This window comes from Halalkalibacillus sediminis (assembly GCF_002844535.1).
GTDB lineage: Bacteria > Bacillota > Bacilli > Bacillales > Alkalibacillaceae > Halalkalibacillus_A > Halalkalibacillus_A sediminis.
In genome coordinates, this window is record NZ_PJNH01000001.1 from 81,778 (window position 1) to 107,065 (window position 25,288).

Below are 25,288 nucleotides of genomic sequence, written 5' to 3' on the forward strand. Positions count from 1 at the left end.
ATAATTTCCTCCTATAAAAGTTGAAAAATCTTCTATGTTAACTATATGGACTTTAAGGGATTTTGTAAATAGCTGTACATCTGAGGAAGTTTTTGAAAACACCAAATACGAACGTGCATTCGTGTTTATGTTCTGATAGAATAGAAGTAAGAAATTAAGACTGGGAGGACCAACATGGCTAACCAACCGTTACGATTTATACATTGTGCAGATTTGCATTTAGATAGTCCCTATAAAGGATTATTTAATTTACCAGACAAGATTTTCTCTGATATTAAAAACAGTACGTTTATTGCTTATGAGCGATTGATTGATCTTGCAATTGAAGAGCAAGTTGATTTCGTTCTATTCGTAGGGGATTTGTTCGATCAACATTCAGCCTCATTGAAATCGACTGTTCGTCTCAAAAAAGGTTTACAACGATTAAACGAACATCATATTAATGCATACATAAGTTACGGCAACCATGACTACGGAATTGGCCAGAAAGCAGATTTATCTTTTCCTCCTAATACTCATGTATTCAAAAGTGAAAAAGTCTCGAAATTCGTCTATTCCAAAAATGACGTGGAAGTAGCTTCTATTTATGGCTTCAGTTATGAGCAACGTGAAGTCAAAGACTCCAAAGTTGGAGAATATCAAATCGAAGATAACACTCTTACAAATATCGCCACGCTGCATGGGTCTCTCGAGTCGAATCATGAACATGCTACTTATGCCCCTTTTCTTCTTGAAAGCCTTAGAAAACAAAACTTTGATTATTGGGCTTTAGGTCATATCCACAAGAGGGAAATATTGTCAGAAAATCCACCAGTAGTATACCCAGGAAATATTCAAGGTCGACATATTAAAGAAACAGATGAAAAGGGTTGCTATCTAGTTGAGATGAATAATAATGAATCAAATTTATACTTTCATTCTCTACAAGAAATTTTATTTCAAGAAATCGCTTTAGACGGATCCTCTGTGGAAGAAAGTGATGAACTTTTAAAGTTGATTGAATCCTTGAAAGAAGATATTCGTAATCAAAATGGAAAGACTATTGTTCGATTGAATTTAATGATTTCAAATGTTCTAGCGCAAAACCTTTCGTCGAATGATCGTGAGGAGTTGCATCAGCTAGCCAATGAATCAGAAGAAGATGAAACGACATGGGTATGGCTGAAAGACATCAAATTTTCTGAGCATATTGAATACGATCGAAACCAACTTAAGCAGTCAAAGCAATTTATCGGCGAGGTTATTACTACAATAGATGAACAAGTATCAATAAAGTCATATGTCGATGATTTAATGAAGAACGGGGTTTTCAAAAAGATGGATTGGCTTGATGAGGAGAGGGAACAACAAATCATGTATGAGGCTGAGCAGTTTCTCATGCAGGAATTATTAAAAGATGGAAGTGATGATAAATGATCATCAAAAAATTAGAACTGACTTCATTTGGTAGATGGAATAGGGAGACAATAAATTTTTCGGAGGGTCTCAATGTATTGCATGGACCAAATGAAATCGGAAAATCATCCATAAGAATGTTCATCACTTATATTTTATTTGGTCTTAATGCGCAAGAAAGAGAACGCTATACATCTAATATTGATGGTCAGTTAGGTGGTAAAATTCATATTTCAGATTCAAATCAAGAATGGGTAATTGAAAGATATGCTCATCGCTACAGAGGCCATCGAGTTGGCTATTTAGATGGCCAAAAAGTGGATGATGAAGATATCAAACAATTGCTGAATGGAGTGGATCGTTTTTTATTTGAGTCTATCTTTTCTTTCCAAGATCGCGACCTTCATGCAATACGTCATAAAAATCCAGATGATGTCGGAAAGGTTTTATTCAACCTTGGATTGACTGGATCTGATCGAATAGTGAATTTAGAGAATAAGTTGAATAAAAAAGTTGAAGATTTATATAAAAAACGAGGAAAAAAACCACTATTAAATGCAAAGCTTTCAGAGTTGAAGCAATTGAATGAGGAAATTCAACAAGCTTCTGAAAAAGAATGGGCACATCAAAAGCTGAATGAGGAAGTACAACAATTAGAATCCCAGGTTACTGAGCTTGAAAGAAAAGAAAGAGCCCTATCGAAGGAATTGAGTCACCATCAATCATTACTACAAACAAAGTCGGCAATTGTTAATTACCAACTCTTGAACAATGAAATGAAAGAGATGCAACAAGCTAAAGAATTTCCTGAAGATGGGCTTAAAAATTTCCAACACTTAAAAGAGAAGAAATTAGGCTTTCAGGAGAAGAAAAATGTTACCCAATCAAAACTAGAACAATTGCGAAAAGAACAGAATGAACTACAGAGTGAAAGTAGACAAGCTGATTTTGATAGTTCTTTGGGTGAAATAGAAGAGATGATTGATGAGTCAACTCGACTTTCAAACAAATATGACGAGCTTGAAAAGGAAATCCGCAATAAAGAAGTTGAGTTTACGCAAGTTTCAGATGACTTGGATTTGGATTTATCGGTGAACGAAGTATTGGACATAAATTTATCCATTTACACAGAGGAAACTTGGAAGAGGATTTCTACAGAAAATCATCAGGTTAAGAATGAGAAAGAAAAAATAAATAATAAAAAAGAAGCTAAACAGGATGACTTAAGAAAGCTTACGTTAGAAAAAGAAAACCTATCGCAGCAAATGATGGATACAGAACAAGTGGACATGCTCCATTCGAAAGAGCAGGAAATAAAAGACCGTAAAGCTGCTCGCTCTATAGAGGAACAATATCAACAAAGCATTCGTGAACGTGAACAATCATTAGAAAGTTTTGAACGACTTTTCTCAATATTAAAACCTGTAGTACCTGCCGTCCTGTTCTTCAGTTTAATTGGATTTATCTTTATAGGCTTTTCACCAACTGTATTGAGTTATGCGATCGTTACTGTTTTATTAAGTGCGACCATTGGAAGCTATATTTTCTTTCATAAGCAACAACAGAAGCTTAGAAGAGATCTACAACAAGAAAATAAACCGAATGAAAATCCGAGTGAAGAATCAGATGATTTGGATGAGATCACTGAGCAACTGAAACAACAAGCATCCAAACAAAGGCAGTTAGAAGAAATGGAATTGAAGATTAAATATTTAGAAGCGGACTTAAGAGACGTTGAACAGGATGAAGCTTACATTTCAAATCAAGAGGATGAGTTGCAAGAAAGTATTAATAATGAAAAAAGTAAGTATCCATTTTTGCTTCAATACGAATTTTATCAATGGCCAAGTGTGTTTGAGAAATTGAATCAATTAAAACAGATTGCTAAGGCGATAACTGCTTATGAAAAACAACGTACTGAAGTTGAAGAAAGCATGAAAAAACTTGAAGCAAATGGTGCACACGCAATTAACCAAAATCACGAAATCTTTTCGTGGGCCGAAACAAAAAAGCTATTGGATTTTGAAAAGAGCATAAATGATCGCTTGAAAGACCTCGCAAATTGGTTTAAACAGTTGAATAGTGAGCTTAATGAAATAGAAGCTGCATATGAACCATATGAAAAAGAATTACAGCAATTATTAGGAAAAGCTGGCGTTGAAGATGAGGTTTCATTTGAAGCCTTAGCAGAGCAACACGAAGCATTTTTGAAAAAGAACCAACAACTCAACGATGCATACCATTATGTTTATGAAGTTTTTGGTCAAAAAACCGATGAAATTATCAGTCAAGATTATAATTGGCATTTATTAGAAGAGAAGACAGGTGAAATGAAATCGCAGAGTCAATCTTGGTTGAATGAAAGAGAAGAGCTTCAACAGTTAAAATCCGACAAAAAAGCAGAAGTGAAACAACTAGAAGAAGGCGGTAGGTTGTCAGACCTTATTCACAAACAATCAATGTTGGAAGAAGAGGTCAAACAGTTAGCTGATGAATGGGCGGTAGCAAAGACCGCACAAGGCTTGCTGGAAGATACTAAAAGTAGGTATCAAAATGTTTATTTGCCAGGTATGATCGAAAGGTCTACACAACTCTTCAGAGATATTACAAATGGTAAATATCTAGATATTCAGTTTTCGTATGAAGAAGAAAGTTTGTTCGTCCAAGACAGGGAAAATGATTGGTACCACGTCCAGCAACTTTCGGAAGGTACTGCCGATCAGCTTTATGTCTCACTCAGGTTCGCAATGAATGAAACTTTAAATCATGATTCACCCGTACCGTTCATTCTAGATGACGCTTTCGTACATTTTGACGCAGAACGAAAAGCATTAATGATGAGGCTACTTGAGCAGCAAGCGAATAAACAACAAGTTTTATATTTCACGTGCCATGATGTATCAGATCACGCCCAACAACCGAACCATACTATTGCACTGTCATTGAATTAGAAGAATAGATACAAAATTAATCGGGAACATGTTAAAATACAACAAGTTAAATAGGAACGAAACGGAGGAGACTCAATGGCAAATCAGGAAAATGAAAAGTACTGGGAAGAATACGATAAAGTTATAGAACAATTTATCCAAGTTATAGCAAAAAACATGACCCTATATGGGATAACCCCTTCAGTTGGTCGTCTATATGGTGCTCTTTATTTTTCTGAAGAACCAATGACTCTCGATGATATGCGAGATCAAATGGGCATGAGCAAAACAAGCATGTCGACAGGAGTGAAATCTCTCGCAGATATGAAAATGGTGGAGCCATCTTTCAAGAGAGGGGTACGAAAAGATCTCTATCAATCTGAAGAGGATTGGTATAAGTCATTTACCTCTTTGTTTGGGAATCGATGGAGACATCATACCGAGACCAATATCGAAGAGGCTGATGAAGCTATTCAGCTTTTGGAAGAAATCAGAAATGAAACAACCGATGAAGATTTAATAGATGAGATTAACCGAAAGATCGATCGTTTAGTTTACGCTCGAAATTATTATGAATGGCTGATGGACTTTATTAGGGTTGTAGAGACTGGTCAAATTTTTGATTTTGTACCTAAAAAGAGCCATAAATAGTTGCTCAGTGAAAAGTTTCAATTATAGAGAGGAGTTACACGGATGAAGGGGATTGCAAATGTAGCGGTAGGGGATCAATTTGAAGGATATTTACTAATTAAATCAGCTCAAAAAGGTGTAGCAAGTAATGGAAAGCCCTTCCTAACAATCATCTTTAGAGATCGAACAGGTGAAATTGAAGCCAAACTCTGGGATGTAACAAAAGATGATGAGGAAGTTTTTCAGGCCGAATCCATTGTTTCAGTCCAGGGAGAGATTCGACAATTCCGTGGGAAGTCACAACTTAACATCCGGCAAATGAGACTATCGAGTCCGACTGATGATGTTAAAGTAGATGATTTCATTGAGAAAGCTCCTGTACCTGTGGAGGAACTTAAAGAATATATGACTCAAGCAATTTTTGATATGAGTAACCCGAACATCCAAAGAATTGTCAGGTACTTCATTAAAAAATACAATGATGAATTATTTATTTATCCTGCTGCAACAAAGAATCATCATGAGTATGCAGGTGGATTAGCTCATCATGTGGTTTCAATGTTAAAACTAGCCCACCAGTTGAAAGAACTTTATCCTGAGATTAATAAAGATCTTTTGTATGCAGGAATCATTTTGCATGATATAGGTAAAGTAAAAGAATTATCAAGTCCAGCTTCTCCTACTTATACGTTGGAAGGAAAAATGCTAGGACATATCACAATGATGGTTAATGAAATAGGTGAGGCTGCTAGAGAATTAGGAATTGAAGGTGAAGAGGTTCTCCTATTACAACATATGGTCCTTAGCCACCATGGCAAAGCTGAGTGGGGAAGTCCTAAGGCTCCTTTAATAAGGGAAGCAGAAGTGCTACATTTGATTGACCTTGTTGATTCTAAAATGAATATGATGAATCGATCACTTGCCAAAACGTCTCCAGGGGAATTCACTGAAAGGATTTTTCCTTTAGACAACAGAGCACTGTACAATCCAAATATGTAAAGAAAGAAAAAAGCGAGTGATATTATTATCACTCGCTTCATCTATTTAGGATTCGTTATTTTCAAAGATGTTTTCAAACTCTTCAATTTTGATGTCGACTTCTGCTTCATCTAACATCTTTTCGCGTTTATCAGCAAGAGTCGCCTGATCTACTTGGCTTGCGATAATTTGATCACGAATTTGGTCTTCCATTTCCTCGAAGTCTTCAATTTCTTCTTCAGTTTCACGGCGGTCTTCAACTTTTATGACGTGCCAACCGAATTGAGACTCAACTGGTTCACTGACTTCCCCTACTTCTAGGTCGTATGCAGCATTCTCAAATTCTGGAACCATGTCACCAGTAGAGAAATAGCCTAAATCTCCACCTTCTTGAGCCGAACCATCACTCGAATACTCTTGAGCCAGTGTTTCGAAATCTTCACCACTATCCAGTTGCTCAATCACTTCTTGTGCAGTCGCTTCATCTTCAACCAAAATGTGACGAGCTTTGACTTCAGTTTGCATACGGTCGTATTTTTCCTGTACTTCTTCATCAGTCACTTCAATATCCTCTGCGGCAAGTTCGAAATCAAGCTTGGACAAATAAAAGGCATTACGAAACTCAGCTTCAGTTTGATAACCTTGTTGCTGGATAAATTGCTGGAATTGAGCTCCAAGCTGATCTTTGAACTGCTGAATTTCTTCATCAACATCTTCCTCAGAAATATCAAAACGATCTTCTAAGATTTGCATCAAAGTCATCTCTCGTATCACTTGCTCACCAACACGATCTTTCATTTCGTTATAAAAATCTTCTTTGGTGATATCACCAACATTAGTTTCTACAACTGTCTCACTATCTGATTCTGTGCTGTCATCTGTGCAAGCAGCTAAAATCATCAAGCTAACGGTTATTAAAACCATTAAAAATTTCTTCATCTTGTACTCACCCCTAAGTATGTATTGAACCCTAATGAATAATATATCATAATTTAGTATTTCTTACATGAGAATTTTAAAAGAAACGCCTATACAATTAATGAGAAGTTTTCATAGGATACTGTAGTTACGACCAAGGAGGTGAGTGTAGTGAGCTACGGAAAAGGATATGGTGGAGGCTTTGCGTTAATTGTTGTGCTTTTCATCTTGTTAGTAATTGTTGGTGCCGCTTGGTTCTAGAATCGATACCTTATGTTGAAATGAAAAAAAGGTTGTTCCAAAGTATTTGGAACAACCTGTACTTACAAATAATTCACTTCATAATAAGATGATACTAATAAGATGAGCATTGATATATTGATCGTTCGATAGATTTTGCTACTTTTTTCATTCGACAACTCTGACTTTACGCAAAATTTATGAGTCAATGAATTGAAAGCATACAATATAAACAACGCGAATGGTACATAAAAGAATAGCAATATGTTCCCTCCTAATCGAAACGAACCCATTCAACCATTAGGGTTGAATCAAAATGTCATAATTGTTTTTTGTCTTAGTTACTACGCATTTCTTTGGTGCTTTGATAAAGAATGCTAGTGTATACCAATCTTCAACTGAAATTGCGATATTGATCGCAGTAAATAGCAAAAGTAAAGGATACAGTGTCGGAAATACTGTTGCTGCAAAAAGCAAAGGCACCGTTAGAAACAAGCTTGGAGCAAGTACCATTAAGATTGATGTTCTTTTAGACAAGTTTGAACGTACTCTAATCTTTAACATTGGTAGATATTGATATTTAAAGCTCCACTTAAAGTAGAATTCACGATCTGTGAATAAAATAGGAATAGCATGCCCTAATTTATGCAACACAGGTATTAACAATAAACCTATCATAACATGATATATGCTAGGTTCAAAGATTGTAACACCTTTATATATAATTGAAAAAGGTACATAAAGTACACTGAATGATAAAATCCCTACAAGGACCGAAAGAATCGCTAGACGATTATGGCCTAACTCTCTTGAGATGTTGACGGTTTTCCAGCAAGTCATCTCGGGACCCCCTTTTCTGCTTCGTTAAGAGTAGATGTATTACTACTTAATTGAGTTTACTCAAAGAATAATACGCCTAAAGCAGAAAAATTTCAACCCTTTTTATGAAAATTTTTTAGAACCTTAATATTCCTCTCGAATACTTGCTGTGGAGCGCTCGAGAATGTCTAAATAATCCTCTCCATAAAGTTCTTTTACGATTGATTCCATGTCTTGAAATTCTGGAAATCTTCCATAGATATTTTTCAAGGGTAAAGATGCTTTCAATAGAGTATTTTTTTCAGGATCATGAGCGTTCATTGTTTCCTCGAATAATGTAATTCCTTCATTAGTTAACTGTACATAAGTATTACGTTTATCATCCTCTTTTTTGGAAAATGTAAGCAAGCCGCGCTGCTCTAATTTTTTAGAAAAATTAAAAGCAGTAGAAACATGCATAATACCAAATTGTGAGATCTCCGAAATCTTTGCACCATGCAGATGATAAGCGATCCAAAGGATATGGTGTTCGTTAATGTTCAAATCGAACGGCTTAACCCACCTTTGCCAATCTTTTTCAATCGTTTTCCATATCGCTTTTGTCAATTGAGTCATTTTATGTGAATACAATAATGCTTCTTGTAAAGAATAAGAATCCTTGTTCACAAAATCTACTCCTCTTATCTTTTGAATTTCATGAATTGTGTTCTATTTTAACATAATTAATATTCATGAGGATTTAGAACCTGGGTAAAAAAACAAACGACAACTTTAGTTGCCGTTTACAGTCGCTACTATTTGCTTTTTCTTTGGATGCTGAGAAAGGCTGTTTCTAAGGATTCATGAAAGTGGATTGCTTCTTTGATCCTGTTCTCAGTAAAGTGGTGTGGTGTAGATTCTTTTTCCAATTCATTTTTAATACTGGACAAGTTTTCCTTTTGGCGCTCAATTGCATTTAACCATCTATTTACGTAAGTTTTCATGAATTTGTGATATAAGTCTTTTTCAGCTTGATACAAATCCTTTCGAACACCCTTAACCCATACACGTTCGACTAAATTGTAATCTAACAGTGTTCTGATCGCTGTACTCATAGAAGTTTTACTCTTTCCAAGCGTTTCTTTCATATCGTCCAGAGTCATGGGATCATCACTTAAGTAAAGAGTGACAAATAATTGAGACTCAGTAGCATTTAATGAAAACATTTCTAATGTCTTCGAGAATTCCGAAATAATTTGGTTATTGACTACTTCATTTTGTTGTTCGTCATTAATTGCACTCATACTTTGAGCCCCCTTGGTATTACTGTCTATTTAGTACCTTACACGAAAATGTAAATAAGTGAAAATAGCAGATGTATGAGTATATTTGAGAAAAATGGAGGAAAAAGCACAAATTTACCCTTTAAGTTTGTACAGTTTGAACTGTACGTCCAAAATGTACTTATCTTTACGTTTTTCTCTGTTGATATTTAGGGATAAAACTACTATAGTAGTAAAAGTGATTGTTACAGGATATTTACAAAAATAGTTCAAATGTATTACTAAAGAAATGAGAGGTGAAGATAGTGTCTTTAATCAAAGTGAATCAATTGTCCAAAGTCTTTGGCAAACGAGTCAAGGATGCGGTGCAATTGTTAGATGAGGGTTACTCTAAAGATGAAATTTTAGAGAAGACAGGTTGTACTGTCGGTGTAAACCGTGCTTCTTTCGAAGTGGAAGAAGGAGAAGTATTCGTTATTATGGGACTTTCAGGTAGTGGTAAATCGACATTGGTTCGTTTATTGAACCGCTTGATTGAACCGACTGAAGGTGACGTTGAACTTTCTGGTGAGAATTTAGCCAAAATGAATAAAGAAGACCTGCGTGTAATTCGTAGAGAAAAAATGAGCATGGTTTTCCAAAAGTTCGCGCTATTTCCTTTCCGTACTATTCTTCAAAATGCGGAGTTTGGATTAGAGATTCAAAAGATGGAAAAAGAAGAGCGTGAGAAAAAAGCCACTGACGCTTTAGAATTGGTAGGTTTGGGTGGATATTTAAACCAATACCCAGCTCAACTATCTGGTGGTATGCAACAGCGTGTTGGGCTAGCACGTGCTTTAGCAAATGATCCTGAAATTCTTCTTATGGATGAGGCATTCTCGGCACTCGATCCATTAATTAGAAAAGATATGCAAGATGAATTATTGGACTTACAGGAAAGAATGAAGAAAACTATTATTTTCATCACGCACGATTTAGATGAGGCTTTGCGTATCGGCGATCGTATTGCGTTGATGAAAGATGGACATATTGTTCAAATTGGAACACCTGAAGAAATTCTTGTTAATCCTGCTAACGATTACGTTGAGAAATTTGTTGAGGATGTAGATCGTTCCAAGGTACTTACAGCTGAGAACATTATGAAACGAGCTGAAACGGTTGATATAGATAAACATGGTCCTCGTGTAGCAATAGAAAGAATGCGTGAGCAAGGATTATCTAGTATGTATGTCGTTAATCGTTCGAGAGAACTGAAAGGATATGTTACTGCTGACGATGTGGCCGAAGCACGTAATAAAGAGGCTACAAACTTACATGACATTATTCGTACCGATATGCCAACGGTGGAAAAAGATACTTCTGTACAAGACATCTTTGAAGTTATTCATAATGCACCGGTTCCAGTCGCAGTGGTTGAAGACGGCAAATTAAAAGGAATTATTGTCCGTGGTTCGGTTATCGGTGCCTTGGCAAATGGAAATGAGGTGAACACAGACGATGCTTGATTTTATTCCTGAAATTCCAATGGCAAGATGGGTTGAAAACTCTGTTGATTGGATCCAAGATACATTCAGCTGGTTGTTTGACCCTTTAAAAAACGAATTTGGTGATTTTATAGACTGGACAGCAGAGAGAATGGCTGAAATACCGCCTGTGATCTTTATTGTACTACTTGCTCTGTTGGCTTTCTTCATAACAGGTAAAAAGTTTGGGTTAGCTGCTTTTACTGTTATAGGTTTGATCTTTATTCAAAACCAAGGTCTTTGGGAGCAATTGATGTTGACCCTTACCTTAGTTATATATGCAAGTTTAATATCGGTAATAGTTGGTATTCCTGTGGGTATACTAATGTCTAAGAGCAAATGGGCTCAAAATATTATTACACCGATCCTCGACTTTATGCAGACTATGCCAGCATTCGTTTATTTAATTCCGGCAGTTGCATTTTTCAGTATCGGTATGGTACCTGGTGTGTTCGCATCATTCATTTTCGCAACACCGCCAGTCGTTCGTTTCACGAACTTAGGTATTCGCCAAGTTTCTGCTGATTTAGTGGAGGCTTCTGAAGCGTTTGGTTCCACTGGAAGTCAGAAATTATTTAAAGTAGAACTGCCTATGGCAAAGCAAACAATCATGGCTGGTGTAAACCAAACGGTAATGTTGTCACTATCAATGGTTGTTATTGCATCCATGATCGGTGCGCCTGGTTTAGGTCGTGAAGTATTATCAGCTCTACAACGTTCAAACGCAGGTACTGGGTTTGTTGCCGGGCTAGGTATTGTTATTTTGGCGATCATCATCGATCGTCTGACGCAAAATCTTTACAAGGATAAGAAATAACTTAGTGAGTTACTTCCTAATAATGGAAGCTCAAATAAAAAATTTAGAATAAGGGGAGATTATTTTATGTTGAATTCAACATGGAAAAAGTTAACACTAGCTGCAATGCTAATGTTTGTATTAGTTGTAGCTGCAGCATGTGGCTCTGACGATGGCGGAGATTCAGATTCAGAAGGCGATTCTGAAGAGAACGGTGAAGAAACTTCTGGAGATGACAGCTCAAACGTTGGAGACGGTCAAGAGATCGAATTAGTATACGTTGAGTGGGATACAGAAGTAGCTTCTACTAACGTAGTAGGTAAAGTACTTGAGGATTTAGGTTATGAAGTAGAACTAACTCCACTTGATAATGCAATTATGTGGGAAACAGTTGCTAGTGGCGAAGCTGATGGTATGGTAGCTGCATGGTTACCTGGAACACACGGTGATCTTTATGAAGATCATAAGGACAGCCTAGTAGATCTAGGTGCAAACTTGGAAGGCGCTAAAATTGGTCTTGTTGTTCCAGAATACATGGAAGCAAGCTCTATCGCAGATCTTACTGATGAAGCTGATCAAACAATTACTGGTATCGAAGCAGGTGCTGGTGTTGTAGCTGCAGCTGAATCTGCACTTGAAGATTACGATAACCTATCTGACTGGTCTGTTGAGCCTTCTTCTAGTGGTGCTATGGCAACTGCACTAGGCGAAGCGATTGACAATGAAGAAAATATCATTGTAACTGGTTGGTCTCCTCACTGGAAGTTCGCTGAATATGACCTTAAGTATCTAGAAGATCCTGAAGGTTCATTTGGTGGTGAAGAGAATATCGCAACAATGGTGCGTGAAGGACTTGAAGAAGATATGCCAAACGCATATAAAGTTCTAGATAACTTTGCTTGGGAAACTGCTGACATTGAATCTGTTATGTCTGCGATTCAAGGCGGCACAGATCCAGAAGAAGCAGCAGCTAACTGGGTTGAAGAAAACGAAGATAAAGTATCTTCATGGACTGAAGGCGTAGAATAATTTATTTTTAGAAATTATTAACAGAGAGAGAAAGAGGAGTGTAATATTTTTTATGTTCCATTTTGGTGAAAAATTTGGAAAGGCTATGCTTATGCTTAGCCTTTTTCTTTTATTATTTGTTGCTGCATGCGGTAATAGCGATGAAAGTGATGAAGAAGGAAACGAAAACGAAGAGAGCTCATCGAACTATGGTGAAGAGCTTGAACATACCATCACTGGAATTGAACCTGGTGCCGGAATAACTGTAACTACTGAGAAAGCAATTGAAGAATATGATAGTTTAAATGGCTGGACATTAGAGCAGTCTTCCACAGCAGCGATGGTAAAAACTTTAGAAGAAGCGATTAATAATGAAGAACCCATTATTGTTACTGGTTGGAACCCACACTGGAAGTTTGCAAAGTTTGATAATTTGAAGTATCTAGATGACCCAGAGAATGTTTACGGCGCTGAGGAAGATATTCGTACTTTAGCTCGTACTGGTTTAGAAGATGATAAACCAAATGCATTCAAATTATTGGACCAATTCGAGTGGTCTGTAGAAGACATGGAATCGATCATGTATGAATCACAGGACACGGGAGAAGACATCGATGTAATAGCTAAACAATGGGTTGAAGATAATGAAGATAAGGTTTCGGATTGGACAGATGGAGTAGAGGACGTTGATGGTGTTGAAATTGAACTAGTCTCGACTCCGTGGGATTCTGAACGTGCTTCTTCAAGTGTATTGGCTGAAGTTATGACCCAAAAAGGTTTTAATGTAACAGTCACTCCGGTTGACGTAGCAGTAGTATTCGAATCGGTTTCAGGTGGAGATGCTGATGCTACTGCTGCAGCATGGCTACCACTTACTCACGCTGACTTTTATGAAGATGTTAAAGATGACGTCGTTGATTTAGGTGCAAACCTAACCGGTGCGAAGATCGGTCTAGTTGTTCCTGAATATATGGATATTGACTCGATTGAAGATTTAAAAGCAGCAGAATAATGATAAGAAATCACATGGCGAGATAGCCGTGTGATTTTTTTGTTTTTGCTCTGTTAGCTTAGTGTTTAAATAAATTAAATAAGTGTGATGACGAAAAAAACACGCTACCATTGAATTGGCAACGTGTTTTAGTTGATTAAACTTCCTGTTGTTCGTTCTTTTCTTTCATTTTATCCTCAAGATCTTTAAGGCTTTCTTCAATTTGTCTTAAGTGTTCTTGTAAATTCTCTTGGTGTGGCTCAATTGTTTCTTTCCAACTTTCAATTGACGTTTTAATATCTTGGGATAGATCTTTTAATAATGCAGCACCTTCTTTAGATGTCTGTGTCAGTTGGTTTTTAAGATCTAATCCGTTTTCTTGGAGTTCTTGCATGATATCTCTTAAGCGCTCACTCTGGTCTTTCACCTTCGTGCGCAATTCTGCTCCGGAACTAGGTGTTGTTAATAATGAAACGGACGCACTGACTACACCACCGACTAGTGCTCCTAGTAATAAGGATTTTCCACTTGGCATCAAAATTAACCCCTTTCTATTCATAGTACTATTATAACCCTTTTTCCCTATAATGTTTAGGGATAATCACATGTTTGGTTAATATTCATTCATAATAATTAATTAATTTTACTAGAGATTCTACTTGCTATTTCTTGAAGCTTCTCAGGAGTGTATTCATTTTCGTGAGTTGTCCAATTCGATTTGAATCCATCATTCTCATCATAACGAGGTAGTAGATGGAGGTGCAAATGGAATACGCTTTGATCGGCAAAAGAGCCATTATTATTCAGTATATTCATACCTTGTGGTTGATAGGCTTCTTTAATTGCATTAGCTATCTTAGGGATTGCCGAAAATAAATTCGAAGCTGTTTCTTCATCTGTTTCAAATACATCTTTACAATGCTTTTTCGGGATAACTAAAGTATGCCCTTCAGTTACTTGACTTATATCTAAAAAGGCATAGACATGTTCATCTTCATAAACTTTTGCTGAAGGGATCTCTCCGTCTAAAATTTTACAAAAGACACAATCTGACATTTTCATCCTCCTCAATAAGCTCGGTTACTTAACATTTTAACGTATCCTTTTGTCGAATAACAGAATAAAAAGGCTAAACTATATTTTCTTCTAGAATTTTTGATATGATTAATGGAGAAATGTAGATAGAAGAGAGGGTTAAGATGAGCCAGTTACTAGAGATTAATCAATTAGTGGGTGGATACACGCAGCAAGATGTATTACACGGGATATCTTTTGAAGTGAAAAAAGGTGAGGTTGTTGGGCTTATTGGATTGAATGGGGCAGGGAAAAGTACAACCATCAAGCATATTATTGGGCTGATGAATGCAAAGAAAGGTTCCATTACAATAAACGGGTCTTCAATCAATGAGGATTTAGAAAATTATCGCACAGAGTTCGCTTATATCCCTGAAATGCCTATGTTATATGAAGAGTTGACACTAGATGAACACCTTCATTTAACGGCAATGGCGTATGGTATTGATGAAAAGACATATAAAGATCGAGTGGGTTACTTATTAAAAGAGTTTCGATTAGACCAGAAACTTAACTGGTTCCCCGTACATTTTTCTAAAGGTATGCGTCAGAAGGTGATGATCATGTGTGCATTTCTTGTACGTCCTTCCTTATATATAGTGGACGAGCCATTCGTAGGTTTGGATCCTATAGGAATTCAATCTTATTTGGATACGATGAATGAAATGAAAGAACAAGGTGCAGGGGTGTTGATGTCGACCCATATTTTAGCGACAGCTGAAAAATACTGTGACCGGCTCGTCATTTTGCATCAAGGGAAAATTCGCGCAAAAGGTACACTTGAAGAATTGAGATCAGAATTCTCAATGCCAAAAGCTAGCCTTGATGACATTTATATTTCGTTGACAAAGGACGATGAATCAAATGGATACTAATGCCCTTTGGAAGGACCGACTGAGTAGTCATGTGAAAATGACCAGCAGATACTTACGATTGATGTTTAATGATCACTTAGCATTTGCGCTCATATTTTTTGCTGCGGGGTTCGCATATTTTTACCAGCAATGGTTGGAAACCGTACCTAATGACTTCCCGGTAGCGTGGTTGATGGCTCTAATTCTAGGGCTATTGTTGACGTATAGCCCCGTCCGTACATTTTTTAAAGAAGCTGATATGGTTTTCTTACTAAGTGTCGAAAATCGTTTATCGCCGTATATAAAAAAGAGTTTCATATACAGCTTTGTAATGCAAAGTTACTGGATCGCTATATTTCTATTTGGATTTACACCTTTATATTTAACAATTTACCAAGGTGTTTCTTCCTCTTATTTATTATGGTTGTTCGTTATTCTACTAATCGTGAAACTAGGGAATATGATCGCGATGTGGTTTATTCAAAAATCGCGAGACCCTCGACTACATTATTTGGATTATGGCATTCGCTTCGTTATCAATCTTATGATTGTTTTCTTTTTGATCAATCAGGGCATCCTTTTTGCGATTATTGCAGCAGCACTATTGGTGGGCGTTGGATTTTTAAACTATATGAATATCCATCAGAAGTTCAGTTTACCTTGGGACTTGTTGATTGAAAAAGAAGAAGCGCGTTTGCAGTTTTTTTACCGAATGGCGAACATGTCTACGGATGTTCCGAACTTGAAACGAAAGCCTAAGAAGCGTCATATGCTTGTTAGGTGGATTACGAAACTTTTTGATTATAAAAAAGATAACACGTTCCTTTACTTATACAGCATCACTTTTATTCGTAGCCGTGATTATTTCGGTATGTATATCCGTCTCGTGGCATTAGCTATATTCTTTATCTTTTGGGTACCACTATTCGCAGGCAAAGTTATATTCGCGATGTTACTACTATTCGTCACTGGCTTCCAGTTCATACCGATTTATCAACACTACCGATCGTTAGACTGGATACAGCTTTACCCGGTCAATATTGACGTTAGGAGAAAAGCAGTCCACATATTAATTATTTCACTAATGGTAATTATGGTATCTGTGCTGGTTGTCACATTCTTTATCGTGACTGGTTGGAGTGAAGCATTAATGTTTGCTGGGTTAGCAGTTGCCTTTACTGTGCTATTTGAAAGGTTCTACGTAAAAAACCGAATCGCTCGTTTAGAAGGGTAGATATTATTGAAAGCTGGCTGTTAAAGTCAGCTTTTTTTGTGTTCTTTTGATTAAATTATCAAGGAATTTATTGATCAAAGTCTCCTGATGTAAACTGCTTACTGCCACACTTTACCAACCAATCTTTTAGTACTGCAAAGCGTTTATTCGTTGTTGTTCACAAACCGACATTATAGTGGTAGACTCTACAAGGTTCAACACAGAGAGAAAGGTACGATCACTATGATGATGTCGAGAAGAAAGAGATCAAAAACTACTAAAATAGAACAATTGATATATATAATCATTGGTTCTGCAATTGTTGCGTTTGCTTATAACGGATTTTTACTCCCGAACTACGTGGCTGCTGGGGGAGTCAGTGGTATAAGTACAATTACAGAATCATTATTCGGATTAGAACCTGCTTATGTGATTTGGGGAATTAATCTCCCACTACTAGTTGCGGCCTATTACTTATTAGGCAAAGCTTCTGCTTTAAGATCGGTGGCTGGATCAATAATCCTTCCGTTCTTCGTATTCATCACTCGCAACCTAGAACCGATTACTTCTGATGCCCTTCTTGCTGCGCTATTCGGAGGACTAGGAGTCGGAATAGGTTTAGGAATAGTTTTTCTAGGAGATGCTTCCACGGGTGGCACGGCACTTATTGCTCAAATGATCCATAAGTTTACGAACTTCTCATTAGGGGCAGCAATTGCAATGATCGATGGATTGATTGTGCTAACAGCAATTATTGTATTTGATATTGAATTAGGATTATATGCTCTGATCGGACTTTACATGACGAGCAAGTCGATCGATCTGGTTCAAACTGGGTTCAATCGCACGAAAACGACTCTCATTGTTTCTAATCACTATCAAGAAGTACATGATGCGATTTATAAAAGAATTGATCGTGGAGTTACAAAGCTTGCTGCACAAGGCGGTTTCACTGAAGCTGATAGGCCAGTTCTTATGTGTGTTGTATTTCAAACAGAAATGGGTGCACTGAAGCGGACAGTGAAAGAAATTGATCCTGAAGCTTTTGTGATTGTCATGAATTCATCTGAAGTCCTTGGTCAAGGATTTTATGAAGCTGTATAATATGAGAAGGAATCTTCCTCTTGTTATCGAAATAGTTATTCAAGAGGGAGGGATGTGAAATGATTACATCTACAACAAACCATTTAGATGGTAAATTTGTTACTGACTATATTCAACTGGTTTCAGGTCAAACGATTATGGGTGCCAACGTTGTCAGGGATTTCATGGCAGGAATCACTGATATGGTCGGTGGAAGAAGCGGCACTTATGAAAACAAACTTAATGAAGGTAAAGAGATTGCCATTCGTGAGATGCAAGAGGAAGCTGCCAAGTTGGGGGCTGATGCAGTAATCGGAGTCGACCTTGATTTTGAGACTTTGCGCGATGGAATGATGATGATCGTTGCAACAGGTACAGCAGTTAAAATAAGTGAGCATGAGTAAAAGTGTGAATACGAAGTGAAATGAAAAATCCGAACTATCTTTCGATAAATTCGGATTTTTTCTTTAATTACTAGTCATAATCGTTGAAATACTAGTCGCAAGTCCAACCTATCTAAATAAAAAACTCCAAACTATTTAAAAGTTCGGAGTTATGAAAGATGTTCTGATCAGCATTAATTGTTCTCTTGATATTTTCGGTAGCCATGTAGCAAAGCTTTTGCCGCAGTAGGAAGTGCGCGCTCATCGATATCGAATTTTGGGTGATGGTGAGGGTAATAGTGCCCTTCCTTTTGAGCTCCAGTAAAGAAGAAGGCACCAGGGCGTTCCTCTAAATAGTAAGCAAAATCTTCTCCACCCATTACCGGAGGCACTTCTTCGATTCCAGCTGTTCCATCAATTTCATTACCTTGATCTAGGTAGTAAGAGACTTCTTTTTCGTGATTATTGACTGTCGGGTACCCTTTAACGTAATCCAACTCGTAATCAGCATCGTAACTGGTCGTTATGCCTTTCAATATGCGATCCATCTCTTCAATGATGCTTTCTTGTGTTTCTTTATTCAGGATACGGACCGTGCCAACAAGTTTTGCTGTATCAGGAATAACGTTAAACGCATTTCCAGCTTCTACGCGTCCAATTGTCAACACTGCTGATTCAAGTGGATCGATTCTACGGCTAACGATTTGCTGAAGTTCAACAATTGCCTGACCGGCCATTACCACGGGATCCTTGGTTTGGTGTGGCATTGCTCCGTGTCCGCCTTTACCCTGAATCGTGATTTCAAATCTATCGGCTCCAGCCATGAAAGGGCCACGAGAGGATTGAATCACATTTAATGGAGCATTCGACCATAAGTGTGTTCCAAAGACAGCATCTACTCCGTCTAGAACACCTTCGTCAATCATCGGCTTGGCACCACCCGGGGCATATTCTTCTGCAGGTTGATGAATCAGTACCATGGTACCTGGTAAGTTTTCTTTCGAGGACCAAACAGCCTCTGCAAGACCAAGAAGGGTCGACGTATGACCATCGTGACCACAAGCGTGCATGACTCCATCTACTTTGGATTTATACGGTACATCATTTTCTTCTTGGATTGGTAATGCATCGAAATCAGCACGCAAAGCTACTGTTTTACCTTCTTTTCCACCTTCAATTCGAGCAACAATACCATATCCTCCAATATCTTTTTCATAAGGAATGCCTAATTCATCATAACGTTTTGTAATATATTCTGAGGTCTCTTTTTCATGAAAAGATAACTCAGGGTGTTGATGTAAGTATCTTCTATCCTCGACCATGCGATCATATTGCTGATCGATGGACTGATTTACCTGATCCCAGTTCATCTCATTCTCCCTTTCTATGTAAAAGTTATGTTCTAGTATAACAAAAATTCTGTTTTTCAAAAGAAAAAGGGAGGTGGTTTTAAACCACACTCCCGATTCATTTCTAATTAAAATCTTGAATCATCCAACAGGCGTTGAATTTCTTCTTTGTGATGAGTTTCATCAGAAATTAAATCATCTAATTTTACTACAAGCTCTGTATAGCCAAGTTCTTCAGCTTGGACTTTGCGCTTTTCATAACGTTCAATCGTATCGATCTCAGCCTGCATCGCTGTTTCAAGCATGTCTTTAACCTCAGTCTTAGGTTTAACTTCAGCAGGTTTCGTGGTCGGTGCTCCACCTAAAGTCTTGATCTTTTCTGATAAGTAAAGCGCGTGGCCTGACTCATCTTCAACTTCTCCTTGGAAAAATGGTTTAAGCACCTGACGATACAGCCCTGAGACTGTTGCAGCATAATAAGTGTACATAATCATCGCACCATACTCGTGTGATAAATCTTCGTTTAAACCGTCAATTAATTCTTTTAATTTTTGATCCATGTCAATCATCCTTTCTCGTAAATGTTCATCCATCCATTAATGTACCCTATAGATCATTAGATTAAACGAAAAGACATCTCGGTCTCTAGACTTAGTCAAAAACATGCCACAGTATGTTCAAATTAAATGGTAAAATAGATATGATAGTTATAATTCAATATAACTACAACAATTGCTGGCGGTGAACAGAATGTTTTTGACAAAATTTATAAAGTTACTTATAGCTTTTTTCTTAATATTGCTAGGTGTAACCTTCCTAATGACAAACCTCAACATTATTTCCTTGGAAATATCCAATGTCGTTTGGGATTCTTGGCCTGTTATTCTTATTCTACTCGGCTTAATCAGCATCCGAAATAATTTTCATCCTAACAAAGGAGGAAGTTGGTTTTTCGGATTCCTCATGATTATCTTCGGGGGATTATTGTGGGCAGGTAATTTTGGTTATATCGACTTCAGTTTTATTGATATTTGGAAGTTGTGGCCACTGTTATTGATTTACATCGGTGCGAATATAATGTTTGGAAAAAAAGCGTTAACTGTAAAAATTGTGACTTCTGAAGATGAAGCGGGTAAAACAAGAAAGCAATGGGAATACCATGCTAACGAGCAAGCTGAAAGAAAGTTCTCAAAGGAAAAAGAGAAAAGAAATCACAGAAAAAATAATGATATTTTAGACGACATTGATGATCAAATCAACGATGCTATGAGTCAAGTGGATGATGCACTTAATCAAGTGAGTAACACATTTAAAAGTGATAAGAAAAAAGATTATAAAAGATATTCCAAAGTAGCAAGTAAACATTTTATTTTAGATATGAATTATTCAAAAGATGATTGGGAAGTTGAACCTCTTGATATATCTACGGGAATTTCAAATTTATATTTTGATTTCTCAAAGGCGTACATTCCAGACTATGAAACGAATATAAATTTAAGGGGATATATCGCAGATGTTGTGATGAAGATCCCAGAACATATCCCTGTAAGAATCTCAGGAAAAGTGAACATCGGTGAAGTGACTATTTTTGATGAAAACTCTGGAGGCCTAGGGAATGCAATAAAATATGAATCACCAGATTACCAAACTGCAACTAGGAAATTAGATATTCATATGAATTATCGGATAGGCGAAGTGCAAGTGATTTCAGTATAGGAGAGTTGCCGATGTTAAAGCATTTAAAGGGAATTCGTTTCCAATTCATGCGAATGGAATTATACATTATATATTTTTCTTTATTAGTGATCTCATTGATCATGTTTTTCACATATTCAGTCCTGCAGCCTCAATGGTTAACTTTGCAATCCATTTTTCTTGGCTTAGGTCTTGTGGTCCTTATTATGACACCTGTAAGTTTATATGTGAGCTTTCGTAAGACGAAAGATTTGAAAGAAAGACTTCAAACGTTTTCTGTCTTTTTATCTACATTATCGCAAGGGAAATATTCTGCTCGGTTGCTTCATTATGAAAAAGAAGATGAGTTGGATACGATCGGATCTGAATTGAATGACTTGGCAAAAAAACTTCAGGATCAGGTGAAATCATTACAAAAGCTTGCGGATGAAAAATCAGAATACGCCCAACAAGCTCACCTTGCAGCAACAATTGAAGAACGTCAACGACTTGCTCGGGATTTACATGATGCAGTCAGCCAACAGCTTTTCGCGTTGAGTATGATGTCTCAAGCGACAGTTAAATTGATAGATCAGAAGCCTGAACAAGCCAAAGGACAAGTAAAAGAGATCGCAGACATGGCTTTGCAAGCTCAAAATGAAATGCGCGCCCTCTTATTGCATTTAAGGCCTGTTCATTTAACAGGGGAAGGTCTTCAAGCAGGATTATTGAGCCTCATTGAAGAATTAAAAAAGAAATGTACTTTAAACTTTGAGACGGACTTCGACGCATCTGTCCAAGTTTCTCAGTCAAAAGAAGAACATTTATTTAGGATGATTCAAGAGGCGCTTTCCAACATTCTTAGGCACGCTAATGCCCATAAGGTCGTCATGAAGATGAAAGACCACCAAGATAGTATCTACATACATATCAGTGACGACGGTGAAGGTTTTCATTCGGAAGAACAGTTGAAAAACAAAACTTCATATGGACTAAAAACGATGAAGGAACGGTGCGAAGAAATTGGAGGTACATTCCGCCTGAAATCTAAAGAGGGGGAGGGTACTTATATTGATATTAGGATACCGAAGTAGGGGGTAGGATTATGGGAACGATTCGCTTAGTGATTGTGGATGATCATGATGTAGTGCGAAAGGGTTTAAGAACTTATTTAATGACTGAAGATACGATTGATGTCGTAGGAGAAGCTTCGAGTGGAAACGAAGGCGTCGAAGTAGTTTTAGAACAAAATCCTGATGTCGTCTTAATGGACTTGATTATGGAGAACGGAACGGGAATTGAAGCAACGAAAAAAATTATTGAAAAGAATCCAGCTTGTAAAATAATCATTTTAACAAGTTTCTATGATGATGAAAAAGTATTCCCAGCCCTTGAAGCGGGGGCATTCAGCTATATGTTGAAAACTTCTTCCGCTGAAGAAATAGCTTCTGCAATCAAAAAAGCCGCTACAGGTGAAAATGTCATTGAACCGAAAGTGGCAGGAGCCATGATGAATCGTATCCGTACGCCCGAGCGTAAACTCCATGATGACTTGACTGAACGAGAACTGGAAGTACTCATGTGTGTTGGCAATGGACTGACAAATACCGAGATCAGCGAAAAGTTATATATTGGTATTAAGACAGTTAAAACGCACGTCAGTAATATTTTGAGCAAACTTGATGTCCAAGACCGTACTCAAGCTGCCGTTTATGCACATCGAAATGGTTTAATGAAAGAGAAACAATAATTTATGCAAATCCCTAGTTCAACGCCGAATTAGGGATTTTTCTCATAGAGGAGGAGGCTATGATGATAAAAAGGAAAGTGCTCACAAGCTTATTAGCAACTCCTTTATCACTGATGGTTATTTTTGTTGTAATGTTTGGGGAGTGGAAGGATCCACTTGAGTTGGTTGTTATGTCTCTCATGTTCTGCTTGTTTTTAGCTCCATACATTCTTTTCTATGCGATTCCAGCGACCTTGATTTCAGATTATATTACACGAAAGTTGAATGGACTGAGAAGAACTGGTGTAGCATTGTGTGTTCATTTGATATTTGGAATGAGCTTCGTATTAATCCTGAGTATATTTAATACTGTGAGGGAATCGGAAGTAGAAATCGTGTTCATCTCAGGAGTTGTAGTAGCTATTTTCTTCTGGGTGATCGATGAAATTGTTAGAAGAAAAAACGTCCTGATTGATAAGTAACCAGGACGTTCCATTAGATTTTTTATTTAACGACATTCAACTTCGTCAAATAAGATTCTCCCGCGATGAATGACGGTTTCTCTTTACTTTCTGGTCCAGATTTTTGGTGAGCCTTGTCGAAAGCCTTGGATTCTCTCCATTGTTTAAATGAAGCTTCATCTTTCCACTGGGTAAACACGATATAAGTATTGCTATTCTTAGGCCGTAGGATTCGAATGGCTTGGAATCCTTCAGTATCTTCGATTTTACCTGCGCGATTTTTGAATCGGTCTTCGAAAATCGGACGCCCTTCTTGGGTGACAGGAATGTTATTCAAAACGATGAACCCTTCCTGGGAAAGCGACCCTTCATGATCAATCACTTCGTATTCGTGTGCTTCTTTAAAAACTTCTTGAGATTCACCTTCGATGAAAGCGACTGCTTTATCTTCATCCTCTGATACTACGATAGAGTTATCTTTTTCTTTCAAAGACGTTAAGTAATCGGTGGTGCCATGTGTAATCCATAGTTTGTTCATTCGAATATCTCCTTTTCATCAATAAGTATGACTCAGTTTTTACATTACATTCATCTTTACCCTAATTACTCGTTATGCTATCTTACAATCAATTAAAGTTCAAAATAATTTAATCATTTAAAGGGGCTAAATATATGGGCAGCAGTTATTTACAAGAAGAACACTACATGTTTCGTGACTCCCTACGAAAATTTTTAGAAAAAGAAGCGGTTCCTTTTTACGAAGATTGGGAAGAGGAGAGGATGATTCCTCGAAAGCTATGGACGAAGATGGGTGATAATGGTTTCCTATGTCCTTGGCTTGATGAGGAGTTTGGAGGATTAGGAGCAGATTTCGGCTATTCGGTTGTATTTAATGAAGAAATCGAGCGCGTAGGCACGAGCATGATCGGGTTAGGACTACATAATGATATAGTAGTTCCGTACCTGAATGACTATGGTTCTGCAGGAAAAAAAGTAGAGTGGTTACCGAAATGCGTTTCAGGTGAGTGCATAACAGCGATTGCGATGACGGAACCTGATGCAGGGTCAGATCTTGCTGGTATTAAGACTACTGCGATAAAAGATGGAGACCATTATATTTTGAACGGTCAAAAAACCTTCATAACGAATGGTATATTAGCTGATTTGGTTGTAGTCGTGTGTAAAACTGATCCAAGCGCGGGTCATAAAGGCATCAGTCTCTTAGTTGTAGAAGAGGGGATGGAAGGCTTTTCTAAAGGTAGAAAACTGGATAAAGTGGGTCTTCATGCACAAGACACAGCTGAATTATTTTTTGAAGATGTTAAAATTCCTGAAGAAAACTTGTTGGGTGAAGAAGGCAAAGGGTTTTATTACTTGATGGAGAAATTACAGCAAGAGCGATTGATTGTCGGAATCAGCGGCCAGGTTGCTGCTGAAGAAATGTTAGAAATGACCATGGATTACGTTAAGGAGAGAAAAGCTTTCGGAAAGCGTGTATCACAATTTCAAAATACACAATTCAAAATAGCCGAAACGGCAACGGAAATAAAAATTGGTCGGACATTCTTAGATGATGTGATTTCTAAACATATGGATGGAGAAGAAGTTGTCACGGAAGTATCAATGGCTAAGTGGTGGATCACAGATATGGCGAGACGGACCGCAAATACTTGTATGCAATTGCACGGTGGATATGGCTATATGGAGGAATATCCGATTGCACGCAGGTATCGGGATATACCTGTTTCTTCTATTTATGCAGGGACGAACGATATCATGAAAAATATTATCGCGAAAAATATGGGGTTATAATCAGTAAAGCACAGGCGCTCGTGTATTGTCTCTGAAGAGAATACACCGAGCGCGGAACGTCCATAGACTGATAACAAAATCTATAGATTGCTTCGTGAAAGCATCTGGGATCAGCACTTTTATAAAACCTTTAGAACTTCAGTAGCCCTTGAGCTATAAATATGAA

General features: G+C 37.4%; 27 protein-coding genes. 18 read left to right on the forward strand and 9 right to left on the reverse strand.

Annotated elements, in window-relative coordinates:
• Positions 1-174 precede the first annotated feature (174 nt).
• The 4 genes from CEY16_RS00455 (at position 175) to yhaM (ending at position 5,954) form a co-directional block, all read left to right on the forward strand.
• Entirely contained in the window at positions 175-1,416 is a 1,242-nt protein-coding gene (locus CEY16_RS00455) for a metallophosphoesterase family protein (RefSeq protein WP_101329949.1), read from the forward strand.
• Positions 1,413-4,346 (forward strand): ATP-binding protein, encoded by a 2,934-nt coding sequence (locus tag CEY16_RS00460; RefSeq protein WP_101329954.1) that lies wholly within the window; start codon positions 1,413-1,415, stop codon positions 4,344-4,346. The genes CEY16_RS00455 and CEY16_RS00460 overlap by 4 nt, the downstream gene beginning before the upstream one ends.
• Before the next feature lie 75 nt (positions 4,347-4,421).
• The gene (locus tag CEY16_RS00465; protein ID WP_101329958.1) at positions 4,422-4,976 is read left to right on the forward strand and encodes a GbsR/MarR family transcriptional regulator; all 555 of its coding nucleotides are present in this window, start codon (positions 4,422-4,424) and stop codon (positions 4,974-4,976) included.
• A gap of 42 nt (positions 4,977-5,018) precedes the next feature.
• Complete coding sequence (gene yhaM / locus CEY16_RS00470; RefSeq protein ID WP_101329961.1) at positions 5,019-5,954, forward strand: 3'-5' exoribonuclease YhaM; 936 nt, start codon at positions 5,019-5,021, stop codon at positions 5,952-5,954.
• A 45-nt stretch (positions 5,955-5,999) separates the two neighbouring features.
• Here the strand turns inward: yhaM and CEY16_RS00475 are convergent, their stop codons facing one another.
• Positions 6,000-6,872 carry an HpaA family protein gene (locus CEY16_RS00475; RefSeq protein ID WP_101329964.1) on the reverse strand — a complete coding sequence of 291 codons (873 nt, stop codon included), beginning with the start codon at positions 6,870-6,872 and terminating at the stop codon, positions 6,000-6,002.
• A 150-nt stretch (positions 6,873-7,022) separates the two neighbouring features.
• Between CEY16_RS00475 and CEY16_RS00480 the strand changes: the two genes are divergently transcribed.
• A complete protein-coding gene (locus CEY16_RS00480; protein ID WP_101329967.1) occupies positions 7,023-7,112 on the forward strand; it encodes a YjcZ family sporulation protein in 90 nt (29 codons plus the stop codon).
• A gap of 279 nt (positions 7,113-7,391) precedes the next feature.
• Here CEY16_RS00480 and CEY16_RS00490 read toward each other — a convergent pair whose 3' ends face one another.
• From CEY16_RS00490 to CEY16_RS00500, 3 genes are all read right to left on the reverse strand, one after another.
• On the reverse strand, positions 7,392-7,931 hold the full coding sequence (locus tag CEY16_RS00490) for a DUF3267 domain-containing protein (RefSeq protein ID WP_101329971.1): 540 nt from the start codon (positions 7,929-7,931) through the stop codon (positions 7,392-7,394).
• A gap of 123 nt (positions 7,932-8,054) precedes the next feature.
• Entirely contained in the window at positions 8,055-8,525 is a 471-nt protein-coding gene (locus tag CEY16_RS00495) for an HTH-type transcriptional regulator Hpr (protein ID WP_238378769.1), read from the reverse strand.
• A gap of 179 nt (positions 8,526-8,704) precedes the next feature.
• The gene (locus CEY16_RS00500) at positions 8,705-9,193 is read right to left on the reverse strand and encodes a GbsR/MarR family transcriptional regulator (RefSeq protein ID WP_238378728.1); all 489 of its coding nucleotides are present in this window, start codon (positions 9,191-9,193) and stop codon (positions 8,705-8,707) included.
• Positions 9,194-9,477: 284 nt separating this feature from the next.
• On the opposite strand from CEY16_RS00500, the gene CEY16_RS00505 reads away from it, so the two are divergent.
• The 4 genes from CEY16_RS00505 (at position 9,478) to CEY16_RS00520 (ending at position 13,511) form a co-directional block, all read left to right on the forward strand.
• On the forward strand, positions 9,478-10,677 hold the full coding sequence (locus CEY16_RS00505) for a quaternary amine ABC transporter ATP-binding protein (protein WP_101329974.1): 1,200 nt from the start codon (positions 9,478-9,480) through the stop codon (positions 10,675-10,677).
• Positions 10,670-11,512: an ABC transporter permease gene (locus CEY16_RS00510; protein WP_101329977.1), complete on the forward strand. Its 843-nt coding sequence runs from the start codon at positions 10,670-10,672 to the stop codon at positions 11,510-11,512. The genes CEY16_RS00505 and CEY16_RS00510 overlap by 8 nt, the downstream gene beginning before the upstream one ends.
• Before the next feature lie 66 nt (positions 11,513-11,578).
• Positions 11,579-12,520: a glycine betaine ABC transporter substrate-binding protein gene (locus CEY16_RS00515; RefSeq protein ID WP_101329979.1), complete on the forward strand. Its 942-nt coding sequence runs from the start codon at positions 11,579-11,581 to the stop codon at positions 12,518-12,520.
• Between the two features lie 91 nt (positions 12,521-12,611).
• Complete coding sequence (locus CEY16_RS00520) at positions 12,612-13,511, forward strand: glycine betaine ABC transporter substrate-binding protein (protein ID WP_238378729.1); 900 nt, start codon at positions 12,612-12,614, stop codon at positions 13,509-13,511.
• A 136-nt stretch (positions 13,512-13,647) separates the two neighbouring features.
• On the opposite strand, the gene CEY16_RS00525 is transcribed toward CEY16_RS00520, so the two are convergent.
• Together CEY16_RS00525 and CEY16_RS00530 are read right to left on the reverse strand one after the other, a co-directional pair.
• Complete coding sequence (locus CEY16_RS00525) at positions 13,648-14,025, reverse strand: YtxH domain-containing protein (protein WP_101329982.1); 378 nt, start codon at positions 14,023-14,025, stop codon at positions 13,648-13,650.
• Between the two features lie 98 nt (positions 14,026-14,123).
• Positions 14,124-14,552, reverse strand: coding sequence for an HIT family protein (locus CEY16_RS00530; protein ID WP_101329984.1), 429 nt, complete (start codon positions 14,550-14,552; stop codon positions 14,124-14,126).
• Between the two features lie 137 nt (positions 14,553-14,689).
• Here CEY16_RS00530 and CEY16_RS00535 point away from each other — a divergent pair, with 137 nt between their 5' ends.
• The 4 genes from CEY16_RS00535 to CEY16_RS00550 all read left to right on the forward strand — a co-directional run bounded on the left by CEY16_RS00535 (position 14,690) and on the right by CEY16_RS00550 (position 18,118).
• Positions 14,690-15,439 carry an ABC transporter ATP-binding protein gene (locus tag CEY16_RS00535; RefSeq protein ID WP_101329985.1) on the forward strand — a complete coding sequence of 250 codons (750 nt, stop codon included), beginning with the start codon at positions 14,690-14,692 and terminating at the stop codon, positions 15,437-15,439.
• The gene (locus CEY16_RS00540; RefSeq protein WP_162297812.1) at positions 15,429-16,652 is read left to right on the forward strand and encodes an ABC transporter permease; all 1,224 of its coding nucleotides are present in this window, start codon (positions 15,429-15,431) and stop codon (positions 16,650-16,652) included. Before CEY16_RS00535 ends, CEY16_RS00540 begins: the two co-directional genes overlap by 11 nt.
• A 222-nt stretch (positions 16,653-16,874) precedes the next feature.
• Complete coding sequence (locus tag CEY16_RS00545) at positions 16,875-17,735, forward strand: YitT family protein (RefSeq protein ID WP_101329988.1); 861 nt, start codon at positions 16,875-16,877, stop codon at positions 17,733-17,735.
• A gap of 59 nt (positions 17,736-17,794) precedes the next feature.
• Positions 17,795-18,118 (forward strand): YbjQ family protein, encoded by a 324-nt coding sequence (locus CEY16_RS00550; RefSeq protein WP_101329990.1) that lies wholly within the window; start codon positions 17,795-17,797, stop codon positions 18,116-18,118.
• A gap of 173 nt (positions 18,119-18,291) precedes the next feature.
• On the opposite strand, the gene CEY16_RS00555 is transcribed toward CEY16_RS00550, so the two are convergent.
• Positions 18,292-19,467 (reverse strand): M20 family metallopeptidase, encoded by a 1,176-nt coding sequence (locus tag CEY16_RS00555; protein WP_101329993.1) that lies wholly within the window; start codon positions 19,465-19,467, stop codon positions 18,292-18,294.
• 107 nt (positions 19,468-19,574) lie between these two features.
• The gene (locus CEY16_RS00560; protein WP_101331093.1) at positions 19,575-20,006 is read right to left on the reverse strand and encodes a ferritin-like domain-containing protein; all 432 of its coding nucleotides are present in this window, start codon (positions 20,004-20,006) and stop codon (positions 19,575-19,577) included.
• 190 nt (positions 20,007-20,196) lie between these two features.
• Here CEY16_RS00560 and liaF point away from each other — a divergent pair, with 190 nt between their 5' ends.
• From liaF to CEY16_RS00580, 4 genes are all read left to right on the forward strand, one after another.
• Positions 20,197-21,162, forward strand: a complete 966-nt coding sequence (gene liaF / locus CEY16_RS00565) for a cell wall-active antibiotics response protein LiaF (RefSeq protein ID WP_101329997.1) — start codon at positions 20,197-20,199, stop codon at positions 21,160-21,162.
• 11 nt (positions 21,163-21,173) lie between these two features.
• Positions 21,174-22,214, forward strand: coding sequence for a sensor histidine kinase (locus tag CEY16_RS00570; RefSeq protein ID WP_101330000.1), 1,041 nt, complete (start codon positions 21,174-21,176; stop codon positions 22,212-22,214).
• Between the two features lie 11 nt (positions 22,215-22,225).
• A complete protein-coding gene (locus CEY16_RS00575) occupies positions 22,226-22,870 on the forward strand; it encodes a response regulator (RefSeq protein WP_101330003.1) in 645 nt (214 codons plus the stop codon).
• Positions 22,871-22,932: 62 nt separating this feature from the next.
• The gene (locus CEY16_RS00580; RefSeq protein ID WP_101330006.1) at positions 22,933-23,331 is read left to right on the forward strand and encodes a hypothetical protein; all 399 of its coding nucleotides are present in this window, start codon (positions 22,933-22,935) and stop codon (positions 23,329-23,331) included.
• Positions 23,332-23,353: 22 nt separating this feature from the next.
• On the opposite strand, the gene CEY16_RS00585 is transcribed toward CEY16_RS00580, so the two are convergent.
• Positions 23,354-23,848 carry an antibiotic biosynthesis monooxygenase family protein gene (locus tag CEY16_RS00585; RefSeq protein ID WP_101330009.1) on the reverse strand — a complete coding sequence of 165 codons (495 nt, stop codon included), beginning with the start codon at positions 23,846-23,848 and terminating at the stop codon, positions 23,354-23,356.
• Positions 23,849-23,982: 134 nt separating this feature from the next.
• Here CEY16_RS00585 and CEY16_RS00590 point away from each other — a divergent pair, with 134 nt between their 5' ends.
• Positions 23,983-25,122, forward strand: a complete 1,140-nt coding sequence (locus CEY16_RS00590; RefSeq protein ID WP_101330013.1) for an acyl-CoA dehydrogenase family protein — start codon at positions 23,983-23,985, stop codon at positions 25,120-25,122.
• Positions 25,123-25,288: the final 166 nt, after the last annotated feature.